This window comes from Lysobacter sp. GCM10012299, assembly GCF_042649405.1.
Taxonomy (GTDB): Bacteria; Pseudomonadota; Gammaproteobacteria; order Xanthomonadales; family Xanthomonadaceae; genus Lysobacter_J.
Window position 1 is genome coordinate 757,281 of record NZ_JBHRZC010000001.1, and the last position, 24,354, is coordinate 781,634.

A 24,354-nucleotide genomic window follows, 5' to 3' on the forward strand; every position below is an offset into this window, starting at 1 on the left:
GGGTTTGCTGATTCTCGGGACGTGCGCTATGGCGCATGCGCAAGTGGATGCCGAGCGGGTGCGCATCCACGGTTCGCAGACGCTGGGTGCGCGGCTGGTGCCGACGGTGGCCGAGGCCTGGTTGCGCGACATCGGCTACCAGGACATCCGTCGCGTGCAGGCGTCACCGGCGACGACCGAGATCCACGCGGTGCGCGATGGCCAGCCGCTGATCGTCGAGATCGCCGGCAGCAGCACGACGAAGGGCTTCGCCGATCTTGTCGCGGGTGAAGCGCAGATCGCGATGATGACGCGTCGGCCGACTGCCGCCGAGCTGGACGAGGGCTGGCAGCTGGGCGACCTGGCGTCGCACGACCAGGAGTTCGTGCTGGCGCTGGACGGCGTGGCGGTCGTGGTCCATCGCGACAATCCGGTCACGCGCCTGGACATCGGGCAGATGCGCCGGTTGTTCTCCGGGCAGGTCCACGACTGGCGCGAAGTGGGTGGGCGTCCGGGTCCGGTGCGACTGCAGATGGTGGCCGGCGCGAACTCGGCGCGCGACCTCGTCGACGAACGCGTCATGGCAGGCAGCGCCTACGGCATGAGCCGGCAGCATGCGGACGGTCCCGCGCTGTTGCGCGCGGTGGAGGCCGATCCGCAGGCGATCGGCTTCATCACGCTGCGCCAGCGCTGGGGTGCTGGCGTCAAGCCGCTGGCCATCGCCGAAGGCGGCCGTGCGGTCGCGCCGACACGCTTGAACGTGCTCAGCGAGGACTATCCGCTGACACGTCGCCTGTACCTGTACGGCAGCCAGATGATGGGCGCGTTGAGCCGCAGCTTCGCGCTGTACGCGATGGGCCAGCACGGCCAGGACGCCGTCGCTTCGGCAGGCCACCTTGGCGTGACGTTGCGGCCGGGCTACAAGCTGCCGTCGCTGTTCGGTCCGGCCGAATACAAGGCGCTGATCGGCAACGCCATGCGGCTGCCGCTGAGCCTGCGCTTCAACTTCACCGGCAACAACGACAGCGGCGTGGCCAGCAGCGTCTACGACAGCCGCTCGGTGCGCGACATCGAGCGTCTTGCCGCTTTCATGAAGCTGCCGGTGAACCAGGGACGCCAGCTGCTCGTCGTCGGTTTCGCCGACGTCGGCACCAGCACCTCGGTGGCGGCCACCATGATGATGAGCAACGACCGCGCCGACCTGGTGGCGCACGAACTGATGGCGCTGGGCCTGCCGGTGCTGCACGCGCGCGGCATGGGCGCGCAGGTGCCGTTGAAGGCACCGGCGGATGCAGGCGCCCGCTTCCGCAACGAGCGCGTGGAGATCTGGTTGCTGTAGGCGACGCGTTACTTGCCCAGGCGCGCGACCAGCGCCTGCAGTGCCGCCTGCGTGGCCGGGTCGCCCCAGGCATCGATGAAGCGCGGCAGCTGGATCTGTTCCGGCTGCAGCGCGTCGACCACGTCGGCGCGGGCGATGGCGCGGGTCTGGCGCATCACCGGTTGCGGCAATGCCAGGAGTGAACCCAGCCATTGGCGTGCGCGCGCGACTTCCTGGCCGCCATCGACCAGTTCGTCGACCAGGCCCAGGCGCTCGGCGCGATCGGCGGCGACCATCTCGCCGGCCACGACCAGGCGTTCGGCCTGGTAGACGCCGACCACGCGCTGCATCAGGCGCAGGATGCCGACCGGCACGACCAGTCCGACCTGGGTTTCATTGAGTCCGATGCGATACGGCTTGGCCGGGTCTTCGCTGCGCGCCATCACGCGGTAGTCGCAGCACAGGGCCAGCACGCAGCCGCCGGCCGGCGCGTGACCGCCGATCGCGGCCACCACCGGCACCGGGCATTCGGCCAGCGTGCGCGCGGCGAAGAAGAAGGACTCCCAGGCCTTCATCAGCGCATCGCGGTCATTGCCGAGCGAGACCAGGTAGGGCACGTCGAGGCCGGCCGAGAACACCTTGGGGCTGCCGCTGAGGATGAGACCCTGCGCGCCGTCGGCGACGGCCTGGTTGATCGCCGCGGTCAGCTGGTTGCACAGCTCGGGATTGAGCGCGTTGACCGGCGCACGCGCCAGCTGGAGTTCGACGATGCCGTCGGCGGCGTGGGTCTGGATCATGCTGGCGCTCATCGAATGGGACTCTTGAAGGGGATGACGGGAATACTCACGGGGTGACGTCCTTGTTCCAGCGATAACGCACGGTGTAGGTGAGCGTGGATTCGCCCTCGGCCGGCACCGGTACATCGAACTGCGCGTGCTGGGCGTCCTTCTTCTTGCCCGGCACGCTGCTGGCCACCAGCTGCCAGTCGCTCCAGCGCGGCAGCGGCTCGATCACGCGTATGGTAGCCGCCGTTTTCTTGCCGTTGGTCAAGGTCAGTTCGAACGTCTCGGTGATCGTGCGGCCGGCGCGGTCGAGGCGGAAGTCTTTCGCCTCACGTTTTGCGCGCAGATCGAACGCCTTGCCGACCTGCAAGCGGATTTCCTCGCCGGTGGCGGTGTGCGGCAGCATGGATTCGCCGAGGAAGTCGCCGTCGACAAACGCGCGCACGCGGCCGGCAGGCAGCGGTTGGCCGAGCCCGGCTTCCTTCGAGTTCCTGATCGTGACCGTCGTGGTCACAGGCAGCACGCCGGTTGCGCCACGGTAGGAGGGTTCGATCACCGGTTGCGGCGGTACCCAGTCGCCGCCGTCGGCCTCGACCACGTAGGCGCGCTCGCACGCGATCGACGGCCTCGGCGCGAACAGCGGCACGCGCTCGTTGCTGCCGTGGGCCAGGCGCACGCGGCCGGGCAGGTCGTAGGCGTGATATTCGCCGGAGTCGCGCACGGTGGGTGCCGGCGGCGGTGCCGGCGCGGCCATTTCCATGCGGTCCCTCGTCACCATCATCCGGCTGCCGGTGGCCTGGATCCGGTCGACGTTCGGTTCGCCGGCGACCAGGCTGACCACGGCGTCATCGAATGTCACGCCGGAACGATTGGCGATCAACGCCGCGCCATCGAGCGCGAGCTGGCAGCCGTCGCCCTTGGCCAGCGTCGCCAGGTACTCGGCGCGCCAGGCCAGGCCGCCCATGGGGTAGGTGAGCTGGAACTGCGCATCGCCGGCGCGCGGCGCGGTCACCGTCCACTGCAGCGCGGCGTGGCGGGGCAGGCGCGATTGCGTATCGACGAGGCTGAAACTGTCGTAGTTGCGGATCAACTTGATGCGGCCATCGTCCAGCGCAAGCGTCACGCCATCGCCAGCCGACAGCAGCGTGCCGGTGTCGGTCTGCTTGGCGCCGCCGGCGGTGTGCTCCACGGTGACCTTGCTGCCTGTGGCCTGTGCGAGCACGTCGCCGGTGCCCGACAGCGCAGCGACGTAACGCTGGCCGACGATGCCGATGCCGTCCGTCAGCGGGCGCAAGGACGCGGCCTCCACGTCCATCGACGGCGGAACATCATCGGCCGTGATCGCATTCTCGCCTTGCTTGAGCGTGCGCTGGAGCTTGCGATCGACCAGGGCGTAGCCCGGCATTCCAGCCTGTGGGACGCCGCTGTTGGCCAGCTGGTCGTAGCCGCCGCTGTAGACGGACAGTCGGGTCGCGGTGGCCTCGTCGCGCTCCGCGCCTTTCCCGGCGTTTGCCGGTGCCGGGGCGGAAGCACCTTCGGCCGGTGGTGCCCTGGACCCGGAACAGGCAGCGAGAGAGCAGGCCGCGACCGAGCAGGCCAGGGCAAGCAGCGAGAGCGAATGCTTCATCGGCGACTCCTTCAGCATGTGGGAAGTATCATAGGCCCATGAACGCATCACGCCTCCGCCTGGGGTTACTGGCCCTGCTCGCCGCATTGTCCACGTCCGCATTCGCCGGTGAGTGCACGCTCGTCGTGCGCGACGGCTGGTTGCGGATGCCGCCGATGGCGATGCCGATGATGGCCGGCTTCGGCCGCATCGAGAACCCGTGCAAGAAGCCGCTGACGGTGCTCACTGCCAGCAGTGCTGCGTTCGGTGACGTGTCGCTGCACGAGACCCGCGTGGTCGACGGTGTCAGCCGCATGCGCGCGCTGCCGGAGCTGCGCATCGGCGCCGGAGATTCGGCCGTGCTCAAGCCGGGCGGAATGCATCTGATGCTGATGCAGCCGGGCGCGGCGCTGAAGCCCGGAAGCAAGGTCGCCATCGAATTCGTGACGAAGGATGGCGGCAAGTTCCTGGGCGAGTTCGTCGTCCGCGCCGCGGGCGAATAGCCACCAAGGGCGGGCAGGGCACCGCCGGCAGCTACACTGGCGTCACGGCCGGGTGCAACACAATCCGGGCACTTCCCGCGATCCGACTCCGCACGACCACGGAGATTCGATGGACACCCGCCCCGAGCAGCGCCTCCTCAAGCTTTCCATCGGCATAACGATCGTGGTCGGCGTCGTCGGCATCGCCAGCGGCCTGCTGGTCAATTCCGACGCGATCATCTTCGACGGCATGTACAGCCTGGTCGACGTGGTGCTGACGGTGGCATCGCTCAGCGTGTCGAGGCTGGTGGCGTACGAAGGCAGCCGCCGCTTCCAGTTCGGTTACTGGCACCTGGAGCCGATGGTCGAGGCGTTCGGCGGTGCCACGCTGGCGTTGTCGTGCCTGTATGCGGCGTTCACCGCGATCATCGGCTTGACCTCCGGCGGCAACGAGGTGTCGTACGGGCTGGGCGCGCTCTGGGCGGGCATCCTCTGCGTCGTCGGCATGGGCATGTCGGCCTACATGCGTGGCCACGCGCGACGGCTCGGGTCGAACCTGCTGGCGCTCGATGCGCGTGCTTGGCTGGTCAGCGGATCGCTCAGCCTGGCGCTGCTGCTGGGCTTCGCGGTTGCTGTCTCAATGAAGGGCGCGGGCCACGATGCGTGGGTGCCTTTCATCGATCCGGCGATCCTGCTTTGCATCGCACTGGCGATGCTGGCGGTGCCGATGCGTTCGACCTGGCGGGCGATCCGCGAAGTCCTGCAGGTCGCGCCCGGCGATCTCGATCGGGAGGTCAAGCAGGTCATGGACGAAGTCGTCGCCGAGCACGGCTTCCTCGAGTACTCCAGCCACGTGGCGAAAGTGGGGCGGGGCCGGTTCGTCGAGATACTCATCCTGGTGCCCGCCGATCACCAGATCGGGCCGATTTCACGTGTCGACGCGATCCGCAGGGACATCGCCGCGCGCCTTGGCGCCGACAGGCCCCAGTTCTGGCTGACGATCGAGTTCACGGGCGATCGGTCCTGGATGTGAAATGTTAATTCGAGGTACACAGGCCGCCAGCCGAAGCATCACGGTCGCTTCACGTTAGCCGGCATTAACGTTGGGGCCTCGCGCCGCATGCCATGCGGTCGACAGTGGGAGGGAATGGATCATGCGACATGATTTCGCAGCTTCCTCGCTGGCCGTTGCAATTGCAGCTTGCACTGCATTTGCCGCGTTGCCCGTACAAGCCCAGTCTGCGGCGTCGGCCGAGCAGTTGAAGGCCGAACTCTCGCAAATGCGCCAGCAGCTGCAACAGCAGCAGCAGATGATGCAGAAGATGCAGCAGCGCCTGGACGAACTGGAGTCCAGGGAGGCGCAGGCCAAGGCCGCGCCACCACCGACTGCACCAACCGCAGCGCCTACGCCGGTGATTGCCTCGGCGACCGGGCCGGCGCCCGAAGAATCGCGCATCCACCGACCGCCCTCGGCATTGCCGGCGACGGCAGAGCCGTTGCCCGAAGGCTATGTCCAGCTCGGCGACACCGGCAACCTGATCAAGATCGACGTGGTCGCGCAGTTCGACATGATGTTCGACAACAAGTTCATGGGCGCCAAGGACCTGTTCGTGCCGTCGTCCATCCCGGTGCAGGGCCAGCCGTTCCACGACTCGGACTCGCGCAGCAACCTCAGCGCCAAGCAGAGCGTGTTCCGCCTCGACTTCCGTCGCCAGACCGACTATGGCCTGCTGAAGGTGGTCTACAAGAACAACTTCTTCGGCAGCGGCAGCGGCGACATGCCGTACAACATGCAGTACCTGTACGGCGAGCTGGAAGCGAAGGACTACTCGCTGATCGCCGGCTACTACCTGTCTGCGTTCACCGACATCGACGCCTTCCCCAACACCCTCGACTACGAGGGTCCGAACTCCTTCACCTTCAAGTACACGCCGCAGGTGCGCTACTCGCCGATCGTGTACCGGGCGGGCGAGGGCAAGTTGACCATCCCGATGTCAATTGAGAAGCCGAACGCCGACATCGCCCAGATCGGTGATTTCGAAACCTATTCGCGCATTCCCGACCTGACGCTCGGCCTGCGCTGGGAAACCCCGGACTGGCACATCCAGTGGGCCAACCTGTTCCGCGACCTGGGCGTGCAGAGCGCGATCGGCGACGTGCAACGCAACACCGATGCCTATGCCACCCAGCTCAGCTTTGCCGCCGGCCTGTTCGACAACGACAGCGTCCAGGCCTGGGCCAGCTACGGCTCCGGCTACGCCAACTTCCTGCAGGACATCTCCGGGTTCGGGCTGGATGCCGCGTTCAACGCCAATGCCGACCTCAAGGCCATCGATGCCGGTGGCTGGGGCCTGGGCTACACCCATGGCTGGACCGACAACGTCAGTTCGAGCGCCTCCTACGGTTATCTGCGCATCGATCCGGACGAGGACATGCTGATCGACCCGACGCTGCCCAAGAGCACCCGCTTCGCATCGCTCAACCTGGCGTGGCAGTTCTCCGAACGGGCCATGCTCGGCGCCGAATACCTGTGGGGCAAGAACACCGACCTCAACGACAACGATGGCGAAGCACAACGCTTGCAGGTAACGCTCCGCTACGACCTCAACCCCTGATGAGGGGCGCGCACACCTGACCCGACGGCGCGACAAGGATCACCGACATTCGCCGGACGCGGGCAGGTCGCGTCCTATCCGTGAGCCAGGAGTGCATTGCCATGCTTCAGCGTCGCGCCCAGCGTCAGAAGTTCCGCGTCCTCATCGTCCACCCGAAGATCGGCACCGACACCGCCGGTGGACGGGCCTGCAAGATGCTGGTCGACGAGTTCCACGACCGCAACGTCGAGACGGTGACCGCCACGCACGTCGAGGACGCGCGCGCCACGATCATCTCCGACGCCTCGATCCAGGCGATGCTGATCGACTGGTCGCTGCCGGACGAGGAAGGCAAGGAGCGCGGCAATGCCGCGGCGATCGACCTGATCACCACCATCCGCGCACGCAACGAGTTCGTGCCGATCTTCCTGCTGACCGAGCGCGAGAAGGCCAGGTCGCTGACGATCGAGCTGGTGCAGGCGATCGACGAGCTGGTCTGGCTGCTGGAGGATGCATCCACGTTCGTCTGCGGCCGCGTGATGGCGGCGGTAGGCAAGTACGTCGGTGGGCTGTTCGGGCCGCTGGTCAGCGCGCTCTACAACTTCAACCAGGTTCATGAGTACTCGTGGCACACGCCGGGCCACACCGGCGGCACCGCGTTCCTCAAGCACCCGGCCGGGCGTGCGTTCCATGACTTCTACGGTTCGCACGTATTCCAGACCGACCTGTCGATCAGCGTCGGCGAGCTGGGTTCGCTGCTCGACCACACCGGGCCGATCGGCGCCAGCGAGAAGTACATTTCCACCGTGTTCGGGTCGGACCGCAGCTACACGGTCACCAATGGTTCCTCGACGTCGAACCGCATCATCTTCATGGCCTGCGTGCCGCGCGACAAGGTGGTGCTGTGCGATCGCAACTGCCACAAGTCGATCGAACACGGCCTGACCATGACCGGTGGCGTGCCGCAATACCTGGTGCCGTCGCGCAACCGCTACGGCCTGATCGGGCCGATCTATCCGGAGCGGCTGGCCAAGGCCTACCTGACCAAGTCCATCGCGGCCACGCCCATCAGCAAGGGGCTCAAGGACAAGCAGCCGGTGTTCGCCGTGGTCACCAATTCGACCTATGACGGCCTTTGCTACAACGTCAAGCGCGTGCTCGAGCAGTTGGGCACGTGGGTCGATCGCGTTCATTTCGACGAGGCGTGGTTTGGCTACGCGCGTTTCAATCCGCTGTATGCCGGGCGCCTGGGCATGCACGGCAACGCGGCCGACCACGATCGCAAGGGGCCGACGGTCTTCACGACGCACTCGACCCACAAGCTGCTTGCTGCGTTCTCGCAGGCCTCGTACATCCACATGCGCGACGGCCGCGACCCGATTCCGCATGCGCGCTTCAACGAGTCGTTCATGATGCACGGCTCGACGTCGCCGTTCTATCCGATCATCGCCTCCAACGAGATCGCCGCCTCGATGATGGACGGCGCCGGTGGCCTGGCGCTGACGCGCGAGAGCATCGACGAGGCGATCAGCTTCCGCCAGACCGTCGGCCGCATCAACGCCGGCTTCGCCAAGAAGAAGGAATGGTTCTTCCGCACGTGGAACCCGGACAAGGTCAAGATCGGCGGCAAGCGCGTGAACTTCGAGGATGCACCTCCGGAAGTGCTGGCCACCGATTCGTCGTGCTGGGTGCTGCACCCGGGCGACGGCTGGCACGGCTTCGACAAGCTCGAAGACGACTACTGCATGCTCGACCCGATCAAGGTGTCGGTGCTGACGCCGGGCATGGGCGACGATGGCGTGCTGCAGAAGGACGGCTTCCCGGCCTCGCTGCTGACGGCCTACCTCGACTCGCGCGGCATCGAAGTGGAGAAGACCAGCGACTTCGCCGTGCTGTTCCTGTTCTCCATCGGCATCACCAAGGCCAAGTGGAGCACGCTGCTGGCGGCGATGCTCGACTTCAAGCGCGACTACGACATCAACCAGTCGCTGAGCCGCGTGATGCCGAACCTGGTGAAGGATTACCCGGAGCGCTACGAAGGCATGGGCCTGCGCGACATGGGCGACCAGATGTTCGCCGAGCTGCGCAAGGGCGGGCAGACCGCGCACCTGCAGAAGGCCTATTCCAACATGCCGGACATCAAGCTCTCGCCGGCCGATGCCTACCAGGACCTGATCCTGGGCAAGGTCGAACGCGTGCCCCTGCCCAAGCTGGCCGGGCGCACCGTGGCGACCAGCATCGTGCCGTATCCGCCCGGCATCCCGATGCTCATGCCCGGCGAGTCCGCGGGTGCGGCCAACGGGCCGTATATCGGCTACCTCAAGTCGCTGCAGGGCTGGGACGCGGCGTTCCCGGGCTTCGGGCACGACACGCACGGCGTCGAGGTAGAGGACGGCGAGTACTACGTGCAGTGCCTGACGACAGGCTGAGGCGACGATCATGCATGGTGGCGGCAACGGCAAGATGGGGTTGCTCGGCGCCTCCTCGCTGGTGGTGGCGAACATGGTCGGCACCGGGATATTCCTGTTGCCGGCCAGCCTGGCCTCGATCGGCAGCATCTCGATCTTCGGCTGGATCGCGGCCGCGATAGGGGCGTCCGCGCTGGGCCTGGTGTTCGCGCACCTGGGCATGGTCGATCCCAAGGCGGGCGGGCCGTACGCGTATGCACGCGACCATCTGGGGCCGTTCGCGGCGTTCCAGACCAACTTCCTTTACTGGGTTGCGAATGTCATCGGCAACATCGCCATCGCGGTGTCGGTGACCGGTTACCTGGGCGTGTTCTTCCCGGTGCTGGCGAACCCGTGGCTTTCCTGTGTCTGCACGGCGGTGGTGATCTGGGTGTTCATCTGGCTCAACCTGCGCGGCGCCAACGCGGTCGGCCACTTTGCTGCAATCACCACGATCGCCGGCATCCTGCCGATCGCGGTGATCGGCCTGCTGGGGTGGTTCTGGTTTCGCCCCGAGGTGTTCATGGCGGGCTGGAACCCCGGCTCGGTCCCCGAATCGACGGCGATCATGCACAGCGCGTCGATCGCGCTGTGGGCCTTCCTGGGCGTGGAGAGCGCGGCGGTGTCGGCGGGCGTCATCGAGAACCCGAAGCGCAACGTGCCGCTGGCGACGATCATCGGGCTGGTGGTGTCGACGGTGATCTATGTGGTGTGCTGCACGGTGATCATGGGGTTGCTGAGCAACGCCGAGCTGAAGGCCTCGCACGCGCCGTTCGCGGATGCGGCGCGGGTGATGCTGGGGCCGTGGGGGGCGATCATCATTTCGCTGGCGGCGATCGCGAAGGCGACGGGCGCACTGACGGGCTGGATCCTGATCGTGGCGCAGTCGGCGCAGGCGGCGGCCGAGGACGGGATGTTCGCGCGGGTGTTCGCCGAGAAGAATGCGCGGGGGATGCCGGCGCGCAACCTGATCATCACCGGGGTGCTGATGACGGGGTTGCTGGTGCTGACGGTGTCGCCGACGGTGGCGGACCAGTTCACGCGCATCACCAGTGCGACGGTGGTGTTGATGGTGATTCCGTATGTCTATTCGGTCGTGGCGATGTGGCGCCTCAACATGACGCTGGACCTGACTGCGTCGCGTCGCTGGTTGTTGGGGGTGGTGGGGTTGCTGGCCTGTGTGTACTGCGGCGGGGTGATCCTGGGGCAGTCGGCCGAGCTGGATCGCAATGCGTTCGTCGTGCTGGTGCTGAGCATTCCGTTCTATGCGCTGGTTGGACGCAGGGCGGTGAAGGTGGGGGCGAAGCTGTCCTGAGGCGGTCCTGGTCTGGGGCTTTCGTCTGCGGTACGGCGCCGTCCGCCGTGCCGGGGATTGCTCCGCCCCTTAGTCGGACGTCCTGTCCGATGCGGGGCGCGGGACTTCCATGTCCCGCTGCGGATCAATCCCCGACCCGTCGAACGACGCTCCGGCGAGTTGTTGCCCGGTCTTCGTCTCAAGCCGTCGTTCCCGCGAAGGCGGGAACCCATGGACGTTGCTCTGCGCTGATCGCGCATAGAAAATCCCCGGCCCTTTGCAGGACCGGGGATCGGTTTGAACGATTCCCTTTGGATCAGGTCTGGAACGACTTTCCCGGGTTCGGGATGTGCGCTTCCTGCTCCATGCGATAGAAGCGGTTGGCGGCGAAGAATCCGAACAGGGTCCAGCCGAGGAAGATGCAGATGCCGCCCAGCACGATTGCTTCGGTGCCGGAGCTGTAGAGGGCATAGAAGCTGTAGATCGTCGCGATCAGGGCGATGACGTTGGTCATCCTTGCCTTGACCTTGGGAATGCCCGCCACGTTCTGGATGGTGACGATGGCGGCCATCGACATCACGTAGGGAACCAGGTTGGTCACCACTGCCAGGTTGACCACCTTGCCGAACGTCTCGCTCAGTTCCGGACTCGCCGTCATCAGTGCAAGGCCCGTCTGCACCGCCAGCAGGATCAGCATGCCGGTGATCGGCGTGCCGATCTTGGTGACCTTGCTGAAGACCGAGACGAAGTAGCCGACGTCGGCCGAGCTCTTGAAGACCTGGGCGACGGTGAACTGCCAGCCCAGCAGCGAACCGATGCAGGCGATGACCATCAACGCGGTGACAGTCTGGCCGACGATCGGGCTGAACATGTGCTCGTACGCGAGCCCGAACGGCGCGCTGGACTTGGCCAGTTCGGCGTTGGGGATCATGCCGGCGATGACGTTGGTCGAGATGATGTAGACAGCGGCGGCGCCGATGGTCGCGACCAGCACCGCGATGGGCACGTTCTTCTCGGGATTCTCGACGGCGTCGGCATTCGCGCAGGCCGACTCAAGCCCGAGGAACGCCCACAGGGTGACCGAGATCGAACTGCCGACAGCGGACCAGAAGCCCATCTCATGCGGGTTCCAGGCGGCCGACCAAGTGCTCGGGCTGAACCAGAACCAGCCGATCAGGCAGATCAGCACCACCGGCAGGATGACGCCCCACACCGTGACCGAACCGATCTTGCCGGTGATGCTGGCGCCGCCGAAGTTGGCGAACGTCGTGATCCACAGCAGCACGATGGTCCAGAAGCAGGTCTGCATCGGGCTCAGGGTCGCGCCGAACAGCACTGTGGCGTAACCCACTGCGGTGACGCCGATGGCGACGTTGCCGATCACCAGCGACAAACCGTAGGTGTAGTTCGCCATGTAATTGCCGCCCTTGCCGAAGGCGTACTCCGCATAGCCACCCATGCCGCCGGGTTTCTTGCTGAGCATGCCGCAGCGGGCGAAGACGTAGGCAAGGGCAAGCGAGCCGCCGGCAGTGAAGAGCCAGGAGAAGATCGTGATGGTGCCGATCTCGGCCAGCTTGCTGGGCAGCAGGATGATGCCCGAGCCCATCATGTTGACCAGCGTGATCACGGTCAGCTGGAACACATTCATTTTCTGATGGGACTGGGACTCGCTCATGACAGGCTCCGTTGGGTGGGTCGGAACTTCAGGCGCTGCAAGTCGTGCTGGAACGTGGTTGTACGTGACGTGCTGGTAAGTGACGTGCTGGTGCCGGGCCGCGCTGGCGGCCAGGAAAGCGGTTGCGCGCACAGTCGGATGCGCGCGAATCGGAGGCGATGATTCGAACCCGGCAGTGCCTGTCCATCGGCAATGCTTCCCCCGGTTCATCTGGAGATCGCCGCGAGATTTTCATAGCGCTTGTAATGTCCGCGTGAAACCACGACCCCCCGCCACGCGGGGCCGGCGGACGGATGCCTTCACGCAGTCGAAACGGTCGCAAGTGACATGGTTCGCTGCCAGCATCTGCGGGCCTCAGGCAAGGCCGTGACCGCCAGGAAGAGGACTCCCCATGAGCATTCCCCTCGAACGCTTCTTTCGCATCCTGGTGGTGGGCGAACCTACCGGTGTAGTGGCACAGGTGATCGAGGAGGAGCTGCACTTTGCAGTGACTTCGATCGATGTGGAGCAGATCCCGCAAGCAGTCCGTGGCGGTGCCGATCTGGGCGCGATAATCGTCTCCCGTGATGGTGCCCAGGCCGTGGTGGATGCACGCGACGAGCGCGGCTTGCGCATGCCGATCTTCATGATCAGCGGCCGCGACGACGAAGCGCTGGATGAGCCGTTCCTGAAAGCGTTGGACGGCGTGCTGATCGCCGACCTGGAAACGCGTGAGTTCTACGAGAAGCGGCTGGTCGCTTCGATAGAGCGCTACGCGCAGAGCCTGCGCACGCCGTTCTTCGGCGAGCTGATGAAGTACGACTATGCCGCCAACCGCACCTGGGCTTGCCCGGGGCACCTGGGCGGGCAGATGTTCATGCGCCATCCGGTGGGCCGGGTGTTCTACGAGCACATGGGCGAGAACGTGTTCCGCGACGACATCTGCAACGCGATGGTGGGGCTGGGCGACCTGCTTATCCACGAAGGACCGGCGCTGGCGGCGCAGCGTGGCGCGTCGAAGGTCTTCCAGTCCGATCGCACCTATTTCGTCCTCAACGGCACGTCGTCGTCGAACAAGGTAGTCAATACCTCGCTGCTGCGCAGCAAGGACATCGTGCTGTTCGACCGCAACAACCACAAATCCAACCACCATGGCGCGCTGTTGATGGCCGGCGCGATTCCGATCTATCTGGAGACCGACCGCAACGGTTTCGGCATGGTCGGGCCGATCGACTGGTCGGCGTTCGACGAGGCGTCGATCCGCGACAAGCTCAAGCATCACCCGCGCCTGGCCGGAACCGACGCCTGGAAGCGCGAGCGTCCGATCCGCGTGGCGATCATCGAGCAGTGCACCTATGACGGCACCGTCTACAACGCCCGCAAGGTACTGGAGAAGATCGGCCACCTGTGCGAGTACATCCACTTCGACGAGGCCTGGGCGGGGTTCGGCGCGTTCCATCCCCTGATGAAGGATCACTTCAGCATGGGGCTCAAGCTCGATGAGGATTCCCCGGGCGTGATCGCCACCCAGTCGACGCACAAGCAGCTGGCCGGGTTCTCGCAGGCCTCGCAGATCCATGTGCGCGATGCCCACATCCGCGACAAGCCGTTCCGGGTGAACCACAAGCGCTTCAACGAGATGTTCATGCTGCAGGCATCGACGTCGCCGTTCTACCCGCTGTTCTCCAGCCTCGACGTCAACGCGCAGATGCATGCCGACAAAGCCGGCCGAGTGCTGTGGGACGACATGGTCAAACTTGGCATCGAGGGCCGCAAGGCGGTCCGCAAGCGGTTCGCGGGCTTCCTCAATCCGTTCGTCCCGGACCAGGTCGAGTATGAAGGTCGCACTGTGCCCTGGGAGGACGTCCCGACGTCCGTACTGGCGCGCGAGCAGGCCTACTGGCAGCTGGCGCCCGGCGCGACCTGGCACGGCTTCCGCAACCTCGGCGAGGACGCGGCGATGGTCGACCCGACCAAGCTGATGCTGACCACGGCCGGGATAGATGCCGCCACCGGCAACTACGCCAAGACCGGCATCCCGGCCACGATCCTCGCCAACTTCCTGCGCGAGAACAACGTCATCCCGGAGAAGAACGATCTCTACAGCATCCTCTTCCTCATGACCCCGGCGGTGGGCGAGGGCAAGATGGCGATGTTGCTGGCGACGCTCGAGCGCTTCCGCGACCACTACGAGGCCGACAGCCCGCTGGCCGAAGTCGTGCCCGGCCTGTACCAGCGCAACGAAGCGCGCTACCGCGATTACACGCTGCGCCAGGTCGCGCAGGAGATGCACGACTACTTCGTCGCCAAGAACATCAAGGAGCTGCAGCGCCTCAGCTTCCGCTACGAGTCGTTCCCGGAGCAGGCAATGTCCGCCCGCGAGGCCAACGAGGCGCTGGTCGGCGGCGAGGTCGATTTCGTGCCGATGAGCGAGGTGTCCGGCCGGATCGCGGCGACGCTGGCGCTGATCTACCCACCGGGCATCGGCATCATCATCCCCGGCGAGCGCTACGACGCGAAGGCCCAGCCGATGATCGATTACTTCCTCGCCTTCGAGGAGAACTGCAACCGCTTCCCGGGATTCTCGTACGAGGTCCAGGGCGTCTACCAGGTGCACGAAGAAGGCCGCATCCGCTTCTACACCTACGTCGTGCAGGAATGAGCCCGGTACAGGCCCGCAGGTTTCATCACTAGAGGAATCGCCATGTCCATGACCAACCCCTGGGTGTTGTATGTGACCACCGATCTCCCTGACCAGGGCTCGGCGTACGCGCTGGCGCTGTCCCGGCTGGGCCAGGCAGTGCAGGACCAGGGCATCGAAGTGCTGCGCGCGCACAGTTGCGAAGACGGCCTGATCATCGCCCAGGGCTCGGCGTCCTACTCGTGCGTGGCGATCGACTGGGACCTGGGTGAGACCGCCAAGATGAACGAGAAGGCGGTGCTGGAGATCATTCGTGCGGTGCGTCAGAAATCGCTGCGCATCCCGATCTTCCTGCTCAGTCGCGGCGTCACCACCGGCAACCTGCCGATGAGCGTGGTCCGCGAAGTCCGCGAGTACGTGAACCTGATCGGCGAGACGCCGGAGTTCTTCGCCAAGCGCGTGCGCTTCGCCATCGACGATTACCACAATGGCATGCTGCCGCCGTACTTCAAGGCGCTGAAGAAGCTGACCGAAGAGGGCACGTATCAATGGGACGCGCCCGGCCACATGGGCGGCGCGGCGTACCTCAAGCACCCGGCCGGCGCCGAGTTCCACCGCTTCTTCGGCGAGAACATCATGCGTGCCGACATCGGCATCTCCAATGTCGAGCTGGGATCCTGGCTGGACATCGAAGGGCCGCCGGCGGAATCGCAGCGGATGGCCGCGCGCGTGTTCGGCGCCGACTGGACCTTCTACGTGCTGGCCGGCTCGTCGGCCTCCAACCGCATCGTCGTGCAGGCTGCGGTCGGAAACGACGAGATGGTGGTGGTCGACCGCAACTGCCACAAGTCGCTCAACCACGCGATGACGCTGGCCGGTTCGCGGCCGGTGTACTTCCAGCCCAGCCGTAATGGCTACGGCATGATCGGCCTGATCCCACCCAAGCGGTTCACCAAGGCGCACATCGCCAAACTCGTTGCCGATTCACCGCTGGCCGCAGGTGCGAAGTCGAGTGCGCCGGTGCATGCCGTGGTGACCAATCCCACCTACGACGGCATGCTCTACAACGTCGACAAGGTCGCCGAGATGCTCGGCGAGAGCGTTCCGCGCGTGCATTTCGACGAGGCGTGGTACGCGTACGGCAAGTTCCATCCGCTGTTCAAGCACCGCTTCGCGATGGGCGTGCCGCGCGACATGAAGAACCGGCCGACCGTCTTTGCGGTGCAGTCCACGCACAAGATGCTGCCGGCGTTCTCGATGGCGTCCTACATCCACGTCAGCAACAGCGATCGCGGCAAGATCGAATGGGCTCCCCTCAAGGAAGCCTTCATGATGCATGGCACGACCTCGCCGTTCTATCCGCTGATCGCCTCGCTGGACATCGCCAGCGCGATGATGGACGAGCCGTCCGGCAGTGCGCTGCTGCGCGAGACGGTCAGCTACGCGGTGGAGTTCCGGAAGGCGGTGGCCTCGGTCAACAAGCGTTTCAAGGAAGAAGGAGAGTGGTTCTTCTCGCTGTTCCAGCCTGACCAGGTGCCAGTCGGAAAGAAGAAGGTCGACCTGGCCGATGCGGCGAGCGACGTACTGTGCAATGACCCCGCGTGCTGGACGCTGCGGCCTGGCGAGAGCTGGCACGGCATTCCCGACGAAGTGGTGGCCGGCGATTTCTGCATGCTCGACCCGACCAAGGTCACCATCCTGTGTCCGGGCACGGACTCCAGGGGCAAGATCGCCAAGCGTGGCGTTCCCGGCACGATCCTGTCGAAGTTCCTCGACGCGCGTCGCCAGGAGATCGCCCGCACCGGCGATTACACGGTGCTGGTGCTGTTCTCGGTCGGTACGACCCAGGGCAAGTGGGGCACGCTGCTGGAAACGCTGATGGCGTTCAAGCGCCTGTACGATCGCAACGCTTCGCTCGAGGAGGCGCTGCCGGAACTGGTCCACGCCTATCCGCAACGCTATGGCGGCATGACCTTGCCGCAGCTGTGCGACGAGATGCACCAGGTCATGACCGAGCTCGATCTGCAGGCCATGGCCAATGCCGCGGGCGAGGTGTTGTCGGAACAGGTGCTTACGCCGTCCGAGGCGTATCAGCAGCTGATCCACGGCACCACCGAGGAAGTCCGGATCGCCGACCTGCCGGGCCGCGTGGCGGCGTTGATGATCGTGCCGTATCCGCCGGGCATTCCGGTGCTGATGCCGGGCGAACGGGTCGACCCCAAGGGCGGGACGATCGTGAAGTACCTGATCGCCGTCGAGGCCTTCGGCAAGCGCTTCCCCGGCTTCGGCCGCGAAGTGCAGAACGTGCACCCCGACGACAATGGCGACCTGTGGGCCAAGGTCACGCTTGAAGGGGCGTCGGGCAAGCCCGCGAAGGCGGCCAAGGCCGGCAAGAAGACGGCGAAGCACTAGCCGGGTGCATGCGCCGCTCTCCATGCGGGAGCGGCGCACGGGGCGGTCAATGCGACGAGCAGGCCTCGCGCACGGCCTCGGGCAACGGCGCGGCGCGACCGTTGCCGCGATCGATCCATACCATCACCACGTTGCCGTCGCAGTACAGCACGCTGTCATCGGAGGCGTCGATGATGCGATGGCCGATGCTGACGCTGCTGTTGCCAAGGCGGTCGACGAACAGCTCGATGGCGACCTGCGCCGGCCATTCGATCGGGCGACGGTAGTTGAGGTTGGCTGCGGCGACGACCGGGGCGACGTGCTCGTCCAGGCCCTGGCCCGGCACCGACAGCATCCAGTGCAGGCGGGCTTCCTCGAGGTAGCTCAGGTACTTGGAATTGTTGACGTGGTTGAACGCGTCCAGGTCGCGCCAGCGCACCGACATCGGCACGCGGATCAGCGCGACGGGTGCGGGCGGCGTCGACACTTCCGGTTGGGTTGCAGGCGCGCTTGCCGGCTGCGCCTTCTCACTGGTTGCCTTGACCGACTTCTTTGCGGCGGGCTTGCGCTTGCGCGCGGTGCTTCGACCCGTCTTCGACGGGTCGCCATTTGCAGCGGGGGTGTCGCTCATGCGGCGGTTTTCTTCTTGTTCGTCTTCTTGCCGGCGGCTTCCTGTTTCGCGCCGAGCAGCGGGGCGAGGAAGCGGCCGGTGTGGGAGTGGGGCAGGCTGGCGATGTGTTCCGGCGTGCCGGTGGCGAGGATGGTGCCGCCACGGTGGCCGCCTTCCGGGCCCAGGTCGATGACCCAGTCGGCGGTCTTGATCACGTCGAGGTTGTGCTCGATCACGACCACGGTGTTGCCGTCGTCGCGCAGGCGATGCAGCACGGCCAGCAGGTGCTCGATGTCGTGGAAGTGCAGGCCAGTGGTGGGCTCGTCGAGGATGTAGAGCGTGCGGCCGGTGTCGCGACGCGACAGCTCCTTCGACAGCTTGACGCGCTGCGCCTCGCCACCGGACAGCGTGGTCGCGCTCTGGCCGAGCTTGATGTAGCTCAGGCCCACGTCCATCAGCGTTTCGAGCTTGCGCGAGATCGCCGGGATCGCCTCGAACAGGCCCAGCGCATCCTCGACCGTCATCTCCAGCACGTCGTTGATGTTGTAGCCCTTGTAGAGGACTTCCAGCGTCTCGCGGTTGTAGCGCTTGCCACCGCAGACGTCGCACGGGACGTACACGTCGGGCAGGAAGTGCATCTCGACCTTGATCAGGCCATCCCCCTGGCAGGCCTCGCAGCGGCCACCGCGGACGTTGAAGCTGAAGCGACCCGGCGAGTAGCCGCGCGCACGCGCTTCGGGCACCTGCGCGAACAGTTCGCGCAGCGGCGTGAACAGGCCGGTGTAGGTCGCCGGGTTACTGCGAGGGGTGCGGCCGATCGGCGACTGGTCGATGTCGACCACCTTGTCCCACAACTCGATGTTCTCGTACTCGCGGTGCGGCGCCGGCGTGTGCGAGGCGCCGTTGAGTTCGTTGGCGGCAATCGCGAACAGGGTGTCGTTGATCAGCGTCGACTTGCCGGAACCCGATACGCCGGTGACGGCGGTGAACAACCCGCTCGGCACGGCCAGGTCGACGTCCTTGAGGTTGTTGCCGGTGGCGCCACGCAGGTGGAACGTGGTCTTGGGATCGGGCTTGTGGCGCTTGGCCGGGATCTCGATGCGCTTCTTGCCGCTGAGGTATTGGCCGGTCAGTGAGCGCGGTGCCTTGAGCAGGTCGGCGAGCTGGCCATGGGCGATCACTTCGCCGCCGTGGACGCCGGCGCCGGGGCCGATGTCGACGACGTAGTCGGCGAGGCGGATCGCGTCCTCGTCGTGTTCGACCACGATGACCGTGTTGCCGAGGTCGCGCAGGCGCGTCAGCGTGCCGAGCAGGCGCTCGTTGTCGCGCTGGTGCAGGCCGATCGACGGTTCGTCGAGCACGTACATCACGCCGACCAGGCCGGCGCCGATCTGCGAGGCAAGACGAATTCGCTGGGCTTCGCCGCCCGACAGCGAGTCGGCCTTGCGCTCGAGGGTCAGGTAGTCGAGGCCGACGTCGACCAGGAAGCGCAGGCGATCGGTGATCTCCTTGACGATCTTGGTCGCGATCTCGCCGCGCCAGCCGGGCAGGTTGAGGCTCTTGAAGAACGACAGGGCCTCATCGACCGGCAGCACGACGATGTGCGGCATCGGGTGGTCGGCGACGAAGACGTTGCGGGCGGCGCGGTTGAGGCGGGCGCCGCCGCAGTCGGTGCAGGCGCGCTCGCTGATGTACTTGGCCAGCTCCTCGCGCACGGCGGCCGATTCGGTTTCGCGGTAGCGGCGTTCCAGGTTCGGGACGATGCCTTCGAAGCGATGTTTGCGCTGGCTGCGGCCGCCGCTTTCGGTGAGGTAGGTGAAGGTCACCAGATCCTCGCCACTGCCGAACAGCACGGCTTCGCGCACCTTCTCGGGCAGCGTCTGCCAGACCGCATCGACGTCGAACTTGTAGTGCTTTGCCAGCGACTGGATCAGCTGGAAGTAGTAGGCGTTGCGACGATCCCAGCCGCGCACGGCGCCGGCCGAGAGCGACAGCTCCGGGTGCACGACGACGCGCGTGGGGTCGAAGAACTGCGCCACGCCCAGGCCGTCGCAGGTCGGGCAGGCGCCGACCGGCGAGTTGAACGAGAACAGGCGCGGCTCGAGTTCGGGCAGCGAGTAGTCGCAGACCGGGCAGCTGTACTTGGACGAGAACAGCAGCGGTGCGGCGTCGGCGTTGTCGAGCGACATCACCTGGGCCATGCCGTCGCCGAGCTTGAGGGCGGTCTCGAACGATTCGGCCAGGCGCTGCTTGATGTCTTCGCGCGGCTTGAAGCGGTCGATGACGGCTTCGATGGTGTGCTTGACGCGCAGTGCCAGCGGCGGAACAGCATCGATTTCGTACAGTTCGCCGTCGACGCGGACGCGGACGTAGCCCTGTGCGCGCAGTTGTTCGAAGACCTGGGCGTGCTCGCCCTTGCGTTCGCGGATGACCGGGGCGAGCAGCATGTAGCGCTGTTCGCGGCCTTCTTCGGTGTCGCCCAGGGCGAGGACCTGGTCGACCATCTGGCTGACGGTCTGGGCTTCCAGCGGGTAGCCGTGGTCGGGGCAGCGCGGGGTGCCTACGCGGGCGTAGAGCAGGCGCAGGTAGTCGTAGATTTCGGTGATCGTGCCGACGGTCGACCGGGGGTTGTGCGAGGTCGATTTCTGTTCGATCGAGATGGCCGGTGAGAGGCCTTCGATGTGGTCGACGTCGGGCTTTTCCATCACCGACAGGAACTGGCGGGCGTACGCCGAGAGGGATTCGACGTAGCGGCGCTGGCCTTCGGCGTAGATGGTGTCGAACGCGAGCGAGGACTTGCCCGAGCCCGACAAGCCGGTAATCACGATCAGTTTGTCGCGGGGCAGGTCGAGATCGATGTTCTTGAGATTGTGCGTCCGCGCGCCGCGGATGCGGATGTAGTCCAGCGCCATCGGTTGCCTGTCTGGGAGGAGGTCGCCGCCGCGCGATGCGTCGGCGAACAGAGGAGCGTATCGACTGGCGAAGATGGGGGCAATTAGTAGTTTCGGAAGGGCCGCAGGGCGGGGCTGCTGGGGGGTATTCAGGCCTGGCTGGCCGGCTCGGCGTGCTCGGGGCGGTGGGCTTCGGGGTGGCGTCGTCCGCCGGGCCGGGGATTGCTCCGCCCCTTAGTTCGGACATCCTGTCCGAATGCGGGGCGTGGGCCATCCATGGCCCACTGCGGATCAATCCCCGGCCCGTCGGCCAACGCTCCCGCGCTTCATTGCCCGGTCTTCGGCGTTTGCCCGTCGTTCCCGCGAAGGCGGGAACCCATGGACGTTGCCTCTACCCGTCATCCCCGCGAAGGCGGGGACCCAGTGTCGTTGCCCTCAGCCCGTCATTCCCGCGAAGGCGGGAATCCATGGACGTTGCGTCACAGCAACCGGAAGCTCGCCCCGCTGTCCGTGCTTCCCGCGGGATGCCCCTTCGTCTCGATCGAGGCCGGGCTGACGCCATTGACGATCAACTGCACCTTGATCGCCTCGGCGCGCTGCTGCGACAGCGCCAGGTCCTCGCCGGCGCCGGCTGGCCCGGTGATCTCGATCCGCCGCTCGCCGGCGCTGCCCTGGATGGCCTTGGCGGCCTGGCTGAGCACGGCCAGGCTGTCCGGGCTCACCTGGGCGCTGCCGTCGATGAACTGGATCGGGGTCTGGTTCAGGGCTTTGACCACGTCGCCGGCCGATGCGCCGGTCTTGAGCGCCGCCAGCGCCTGAGCGGAGGCGTCAGGGCTGCTGCTGCCCACGCCGCGGAACAGGCCGGTGAGGGTGTAGCCCGGGAACAGTTGTTCGGCGCGGGCGAGCAGGGCGGTGCGGTCGCTGTCCGATGCGTGGCCGCTCAGTTCGATGCGTTGTCCGTCGAAGCCAACGGCGGCGCCGTGCATCGTGAATGCGCTCAGGAACTGCGGCAGGTTCGCCTGCCACGGTGCCGGCCTTGCGGCTGCGTCCACCGCGAGCGTGCCGGTGACTCCGGTCCCGTAGGCCTGGCGGAGCATGGCTTCGATGGCCTTGCGGCTCTCGTCGCTGCCGACGGTGCCGTCATAGCGCACGGTGCCGTTGTTGTTGACCAGATTGAGTCGCGCCTCGAACTGCGCGGCCGGGGGCGCGGCGGGGGTCGCTGCCGTGGCCTGGGTCGAAGGTGCCGGTGTGGCATCGCGGTTGCAGCCGGCGATGGCGATCGCGGCGGCAAGCGTCACCGCGGCGGCGAGTGCCGTGCGCGACGGCGCGGGAAGGAGGGGTACTGCAGTCATGCGGACTGGCTTCATGGGCGCTCCGGGAGCATGTCGTCACGAAAGGGAGGGCCCGGCGAACCGGGCCCTCGTCAGTGTCATCTCAGTGCTTACTTGTGCGAGACGTACTCGATCTCGACCGGGTCCGCGCACTCCTGCGTACCGTTGTTGCACAGCTTGTAGCTCATGGTGCCGCTGCCGATGATGCGGAACGTATCGGTGGCTGCACCCTTGTTCTTCACGGTCTTGAGGATGGCGCCGTTGCGGTAGATGTCGATGTTCTTCTTGCCGAAGGTCCAGGTGAGGTCGACGCGCGTGCGATGGTTGCTGAGCGCGGTGGCCTCGGCCTCGACCGCACGCGGCCAGTTGGCGTCGGTGAAGCTGGGATACAGCGACACGCCGGCGGCGGCGGTGAAGCCACGGATCGTCACGTACCACTTGCCGCCCTGCGGTGCCGGGAAGAAGCAGTTCTCGTTGTTGCCCGATGTGAACGGACGGCAGTCATACGCGGTCAGCGTAGGCTCGGCGCCGCGGCGGACGTACATGTCGGCATCGCCGGTGCCGCCGTACATGGCGAACAGCAGATTCGACGCGCCGTTGGGAACCAGCAGCTCGTAGCGGATCGTGCCGTTGGCGGCGACGGTAATGCCGGTGACGGTGACGCCGTTGCTCAGCGGGATGGCCGGCGGCGGCGGCGGCGGCGGCGGGACATCCGGCGGCAAGGGTTCCGTGCCGGCTGCGACGGCCACTGCGTAGCGTGCGTCGATGATGCCCGCACCGCAGTAGTTGTCGTAGCTGCAACCGCCCGCGAATCCGCCGGAGGCATAGGCGGTGTTCTCGAGGATCTTCTTGATCTGTGCCGGGGTCTTCGGCGTCGGCGCGGCGGCCTGCATCAGGGCGATCGTGCCGGACACGTGCGGTGCCGACATCGAGGTGCCCGCATACCAGGCATAGCCTTCGGCTCCCTGGCCCTGCAGGCCCAGGTTGAGCGTGGACAGGATGTTGTCCGCGGCCGGAGCGAAGCCCGATCCACCCGGTGCGGCGACGTCGACGACGGTGCCGTAGTTGGAGAAGTCCGAGATCGTGCCGGTCGGGCCGACCGAGGCGACGGTGATCACGTCGTTGCAGCTTGCCGGCGAGTAGTTGGCGGCATCGTCGGACGAGTTGCCCGCGGATACGACCACCGTCGTGCCGCGACCGACTGCCGCGGTGTAAGCAGCCTGTTCGGCGACCGAGCAGGCGCCACCGCCACCGAGGCTCAGGTTGATCACTTCCGCCGGTGTGGCGTTGGCCGGGACACCGGCCACGGTGCCACCGGACGCCCACGTCACCGCATCGATGATGTCGGACTCGTAACCGCCGCACTTGCCGAGCACGCGTACCGGCTGCACTTTCGCGCCGAACGCCACGCCGGCCACGCCTGCGCCGTTGTTGGTTGCAGCCGCGACCGTGCCGGACACATGCGTGCCGTGCCAGCTGCTGTCCTCGGGGATGCCGAAGATGTTGCACTCGCCGTCGTGCCAGTCGCCCGGATCGTTCGGGTCGGCGTCGCGGCCATCGCCATCGACGCTGACTTCCGGGTCGATGATGAAGTCGTAGCCGGCGACGGTCTGGGTGTTCAACTCCGAATGCGGCGTGATGCCGGTATCGAGCACGGCGACGACCACGCCGGAACCGGTGCTGATGTCCCATGCCGGTTCGACGTTGATGCCACCCGGACCATTCTTGTAGTGCCACTGCTGTGCATACAGCGGGTCGTTGGGCACCATCAGCGGCTTGCGCAGGCGATCGGGTTCGACCGCGAGCACGGCCGGGTCCTTCATCAGCTCGATCATCAGCTTCTTGGTCGCGACCAGGTCGAGCTTGCGATCAGTGCGGATCAGCGAACTGCCGGTCGCCAGCGTGCGCATCGGCGCGATGCCAAGGCCCAGCGCCTTCGCGGCCGTGGCCAGTTGCGCGCCATCGGCGGCGGCGCTGACCCTCTTTGCGTCCGATCTGTAGGTGATGATGAAGCGGTCGTACTGCACCGGCTGCTTCTTGGCCGCCTTCGCCGCTTGCTTGGACACGGTGGAGATCTTGGACGTGTTGACGTTCGGCAGCTTTCCGCCGGAGTTGGCGGCAGGTGCGACGATGAAGGCGGTAGCGATGGCCAGCGCGGTCCACTTCAGGGAACGAGTCTTGCGAGTCATGACAACATCCTTTGTTGGCTGCTCAGGATTTCCCGTCGCCTCCCCCTGGCTACGGGGTTCGTGTCGGCTACATCGGAGCAGATCCGTGTCGCCAGACGGGGGATGTGCCCAAGGCGCAGGCGCTGCCATGCAGCCGTGCGCGGGC

The 24,354-nt window shown here is 66.2% G+C and carries 14 protein-coding genes and 1 pseudogene; 8 read left to right on the forward strand and 7 right to left on the reverse strand.

The features are described from left to right. The first annotated feature begins 28 nt into the window (after positions 1–28). Positions 29–1,318, forward strand: coding sequence for a substrate-binding domain-containing protein (locus ACFOPO_RS03675; protein ID WP_386700954.1), 1,290 nt, complete (start codon positions 29–31; stop codon positions 1,316–1,318). Positions 1,319–1,326: 8 nt separating this feature from the next. Here the strand turns inward: ACFOPO_RS03675 and ACFOPO_RS03680 are convergent, their stop codons facing one another. Next, positions 1,327–2,094, reverse strand: a complete 768-nt coding sequence (locus ACFOPO_RS03680; RefSeq protein WP_386701271.1) for an enoyl-CoA hydratase/isomerase family protein — start codon at positions 2,092–2,094, stop codon at positions 1,327–1,329. A 46-nt stretch (positions 2,095–2,140) separates the two neighbouring features. Further along, complete coding sequence (locus ACFOPO_RS03685) at positions 2,141–3,706, reverse strand: DUF4139 domain-containing protein (protein WP_386700956.1); 1,566 nt, start codon at positions 3,704–3,706, stop codon at positions 2,141–2,143. Positions 3,707–3,744: 38 nt separating this feature from the next. On the opposite strand from ACFOPO_RS03685, the gene ACFOPO_RS03690 reads away from it, so the two are divergent. From ACFOPO_RS03690 to ACFOPO_RS03710, 5 genes are all read left to right on the forward strand, one after another. Beyond that, positions 3,745–4,188, forward strand: coding sequence for a copper chaperone PCu(A)C (locus ACFOPO_RS03690; RefSeq protein ID WP_386700958.1), 444 nt, complete (start codon positions 3,745–3,747; stop codon positions 4,186–4,188). A gap of 109 nt (positions 4,189–4,297) precedes the next feature. Beyond that, positions 4,298–5,200 (forward strand): cation diffusion facilitator family transporter, encoded by a 903-nt coding sequence (locus ACFOPO_RS03695; RefSeq protein ID WP_386700960.1) that lies wholly within the window; start codon positions 4,298–4,300, stop codon positions 5,198–5,200. Positions 5,201–5,447: 247 nt separating this feature from the next. Beyond that, a complete protein-coding gene (locus tag ACFOPO_RS03700; RefSeq protein ID WP_386700963.1) occupies positions 5,448–6,782 on the forward strand; it encodes a DcaP family trimeric outer membrane transporter in 1,335 nt (444 codons plus the stop codon). Positions 6,783–6,883: 101 nt separating this feature from the next. Then, complete coding sequence (locus tag ACFOPO_RS03705) at positions 6,884–9,190, forward strand: Orn/Lys/Arg decarboxylase N-terminal domain-containing protein (protein ID WP_386700965.1); 2,307 nt, start codon at positions 6,884–6,886, stop codon at positions 9,188–9,190. A gap of 10 nt (positions 9,191–9,200) precedes the next feature. Beyond that, positions 9,201–10,523 (forward strand): amino acid permease, encoded by a 1,323-nt coding sequence (locus ACFOPO_RS03710; protein ID WP_386700967.1) that lies wholly within the window; start codon positions 9,201–9,203, stop codon positions 10,521–10,523. A gap of 295 nt (positions 10,524–10,818) precedes the next feature. Here the strand turns inward: ACFOPO_RS03710 and potE are convergent, their stop codons facing one another. Further along, positions 10,819–12,177, reverse strand: a complete 1,359-nt coding sequence (gene potE, locus ACFOPO_RS03715; RefSeq protein ID WP_386700969.1) for a putrescine-ornithine antiporter — start codon at positions 12,175–12,177, stop codon at positions 10,819–10,821. 391 nt (positions 12,178–12,568) lie between these two features. On the opposite strand from potE, the gene speC reads away from it, so the two are divergent. Beyond that, positions 12,569–14,818, forward strand: a complete 2,250-nt coding sequence (gene speC, locus ACFOPO_RS03720) for an ornithine decarboxylase (protein ID WP_386700971.1) — start codon at positions 12,569–12,571, stop codon at positions 14,816–14,818. A gap of 42 nt (positions 14,819–14,860) precedes the next feature. Further along, positions 14,861–17,209, forward strand: a complete 2,349-nt coding sequence (locus tag ACFOPO_RS03725) for an Orn/Lys/Arg decarboxylase N-terminal domain-containing protein (RefSeq protein WP_386700973.1) — start codon at positions 14,861–14,863, stop codon at positions 17,207–17,209. Between the two features lie 46 nt (positions 17,210–17,255). On the opposite strand, the gene ACFOPO_RS03730 is transcribed toward ACFOPO_RS03725, so the two are convergent. The 4 genes and pseudogenes from ACFOPO_RS03730 to ACFOPO_RS03745 all read right to left on the reverse strand — a co-directional run bounded on the left by ACFOPO_RS03730 (position 17,256) and on the right by ACFOPO_RS03745 (position 24,209). Then, entirely contained in the window at positions 17,256–17,633 is a 378-nt protein-coding gene (locus ACFOPO_RS03730; protein WP_386701273.1) for an acyl-CoA thioesterase, read from the reverse strand. A gap of 238 nt (positions 17,634–17,871) precedes the next feature. After that, positions 17,872–20,710 (reverse strand): annotated as a pseudogene (gene uvrA, locus ACFOPO_RS03735) (excinuclease ABC subunit UvrA); the annotation flags it as partial. A 458-nt stretch (positions 20,711–21,168) separates the two neighbouring features. Then, positions 21,169–22,041, reverse strand: coding sequence for an OmpA family protein (locus tag ACFOPO_RS03740; RefSeq protein ID WP_386700975.1), 873 nt, complete (start codon positions 22,039–22,041; stop codon positions 21,169–21,171). Positions 22,042–22,130: 89 nt separating this feature from the next. Then, a complete protein-coding gene (locus ACFOPO_RS03745) occupies positions 22,131–24,209 on the reverse strand; it encodes a S8 family peptidase (protein WP_386700978.1) in 2,079 nt (692 codons plus the stop codon). Positions 24,210–24,354: the final 145 nt, after the last annotated feature.

What these genes read in the sequence shown, in the direction of transcription:
- potE (WP_386700969.1), bottom strand. Translation starts at nt 12,177, where the DNA reads ATGAGCGAGTCCCAGTCCCATCAGAAAATGAATGTGTTCCAGCTGACC.
- ACFOPO_RS03725 (WP_386700973.1), top strand. Translation starts at nt 14,861, where the DNA reads ATGTCCATGACCAACCCCTGGGTGTTGTATGTGACCACCGATCTCCCT.
- ACFOPO_RS03700 (WP_386700963.1), top strand. Translation starts at nt 5,448, where the DNA reads ATGCGCCAGCAGCTGCAACAGCAGCAGCAGATGATGCAGAAGATGCAG.
- ACFOPO_RS03690 (WP_386700958.1), top strand. Translation starts at nt 3,745, where the DNA reads ATGAACGCATCACGCCTCCGCCTGGGGTTACTGGCCCTGCTCGCCGCA.
- ACFOPO_RS03675 (WP_386700954.1), top strand. Translation starts at nt 29, where the DNA reads ATGGCGCATGCGCAAGTGGATGCCGAGCGGGTGCGCATCCACGGTTCG.
- ACFOPO_RS03745 (WP_386700978.1), bottom strand. Translation starts at nt 24,209, where the DNA reads ATGACTCGCAAGACTCGTTCCCTGAAGTGGACCGCGCTGGCCATCGCT.
- ACFOPO_RS03730 (WP_386701273.1), bottom strand. Translation starts at nt 17,633, where the DNA reads ATGTCGGTGCGCTGGCGCGACCTGGACGCGTTCAACCACGTCAACAAT.
- ACFOPO_RS03695 (WP_386700960.1), top strand. Translation starts at nt 4,298, where the DNA reads ATGGACACCCGCCCCGAGCAGCGCCTCCTCAAGCTTTCCATCGGCATA.
- ACFOPO_RS03710 (WP_386700967.1), top strand. Translation starts at nt 9,201, where the DNA reads ATGCATGGTGGCGGCAACGGCAAGATGGGGTTGCTCGGCGCCTCCTCG.
- speC (WP_386700971.1), top strand. Translation starts at nt 12,569, where the DNA reads ATGAGCATTCCCCTCGAACGCTTCTTTCGCATCCTGGTGGTGGGCGAA.
- ACFOPO_RS03685 (WP_386700956.1), bottom strand. Translation starts at nt 3,706, where the DNA reads ATGAAGCATTCGCTCTCGCTGCTTGCCCTGGCCTGCTCGGTCGCGGCC.
- ACFOPO_RS03680 (WP_386701271.1), bottom strand. Translation starts at nt 2,094, where the DNA reads ATGATCCAGACCCACGCCGCCGACGGCATCGTCGAACTCCAGCTGGCG.
- ACFOPO_RS03740 (WP_386700975.1), bottom strand. Translation starts at nt 22,041, where the DNA reads ATGACTGCAGTACCCCTCCTTCCCGCGCCGTCGCGCACGGCACTCGCC.
- ACFOPO_RS03705 (WP_386700965.1), top strand. Translation starts at nt 6,884, where the DNA reads ATGCTTCAGCGTCGCGCCCAGCGTCAGAAGTTCCGCGTCCTCATCGTC.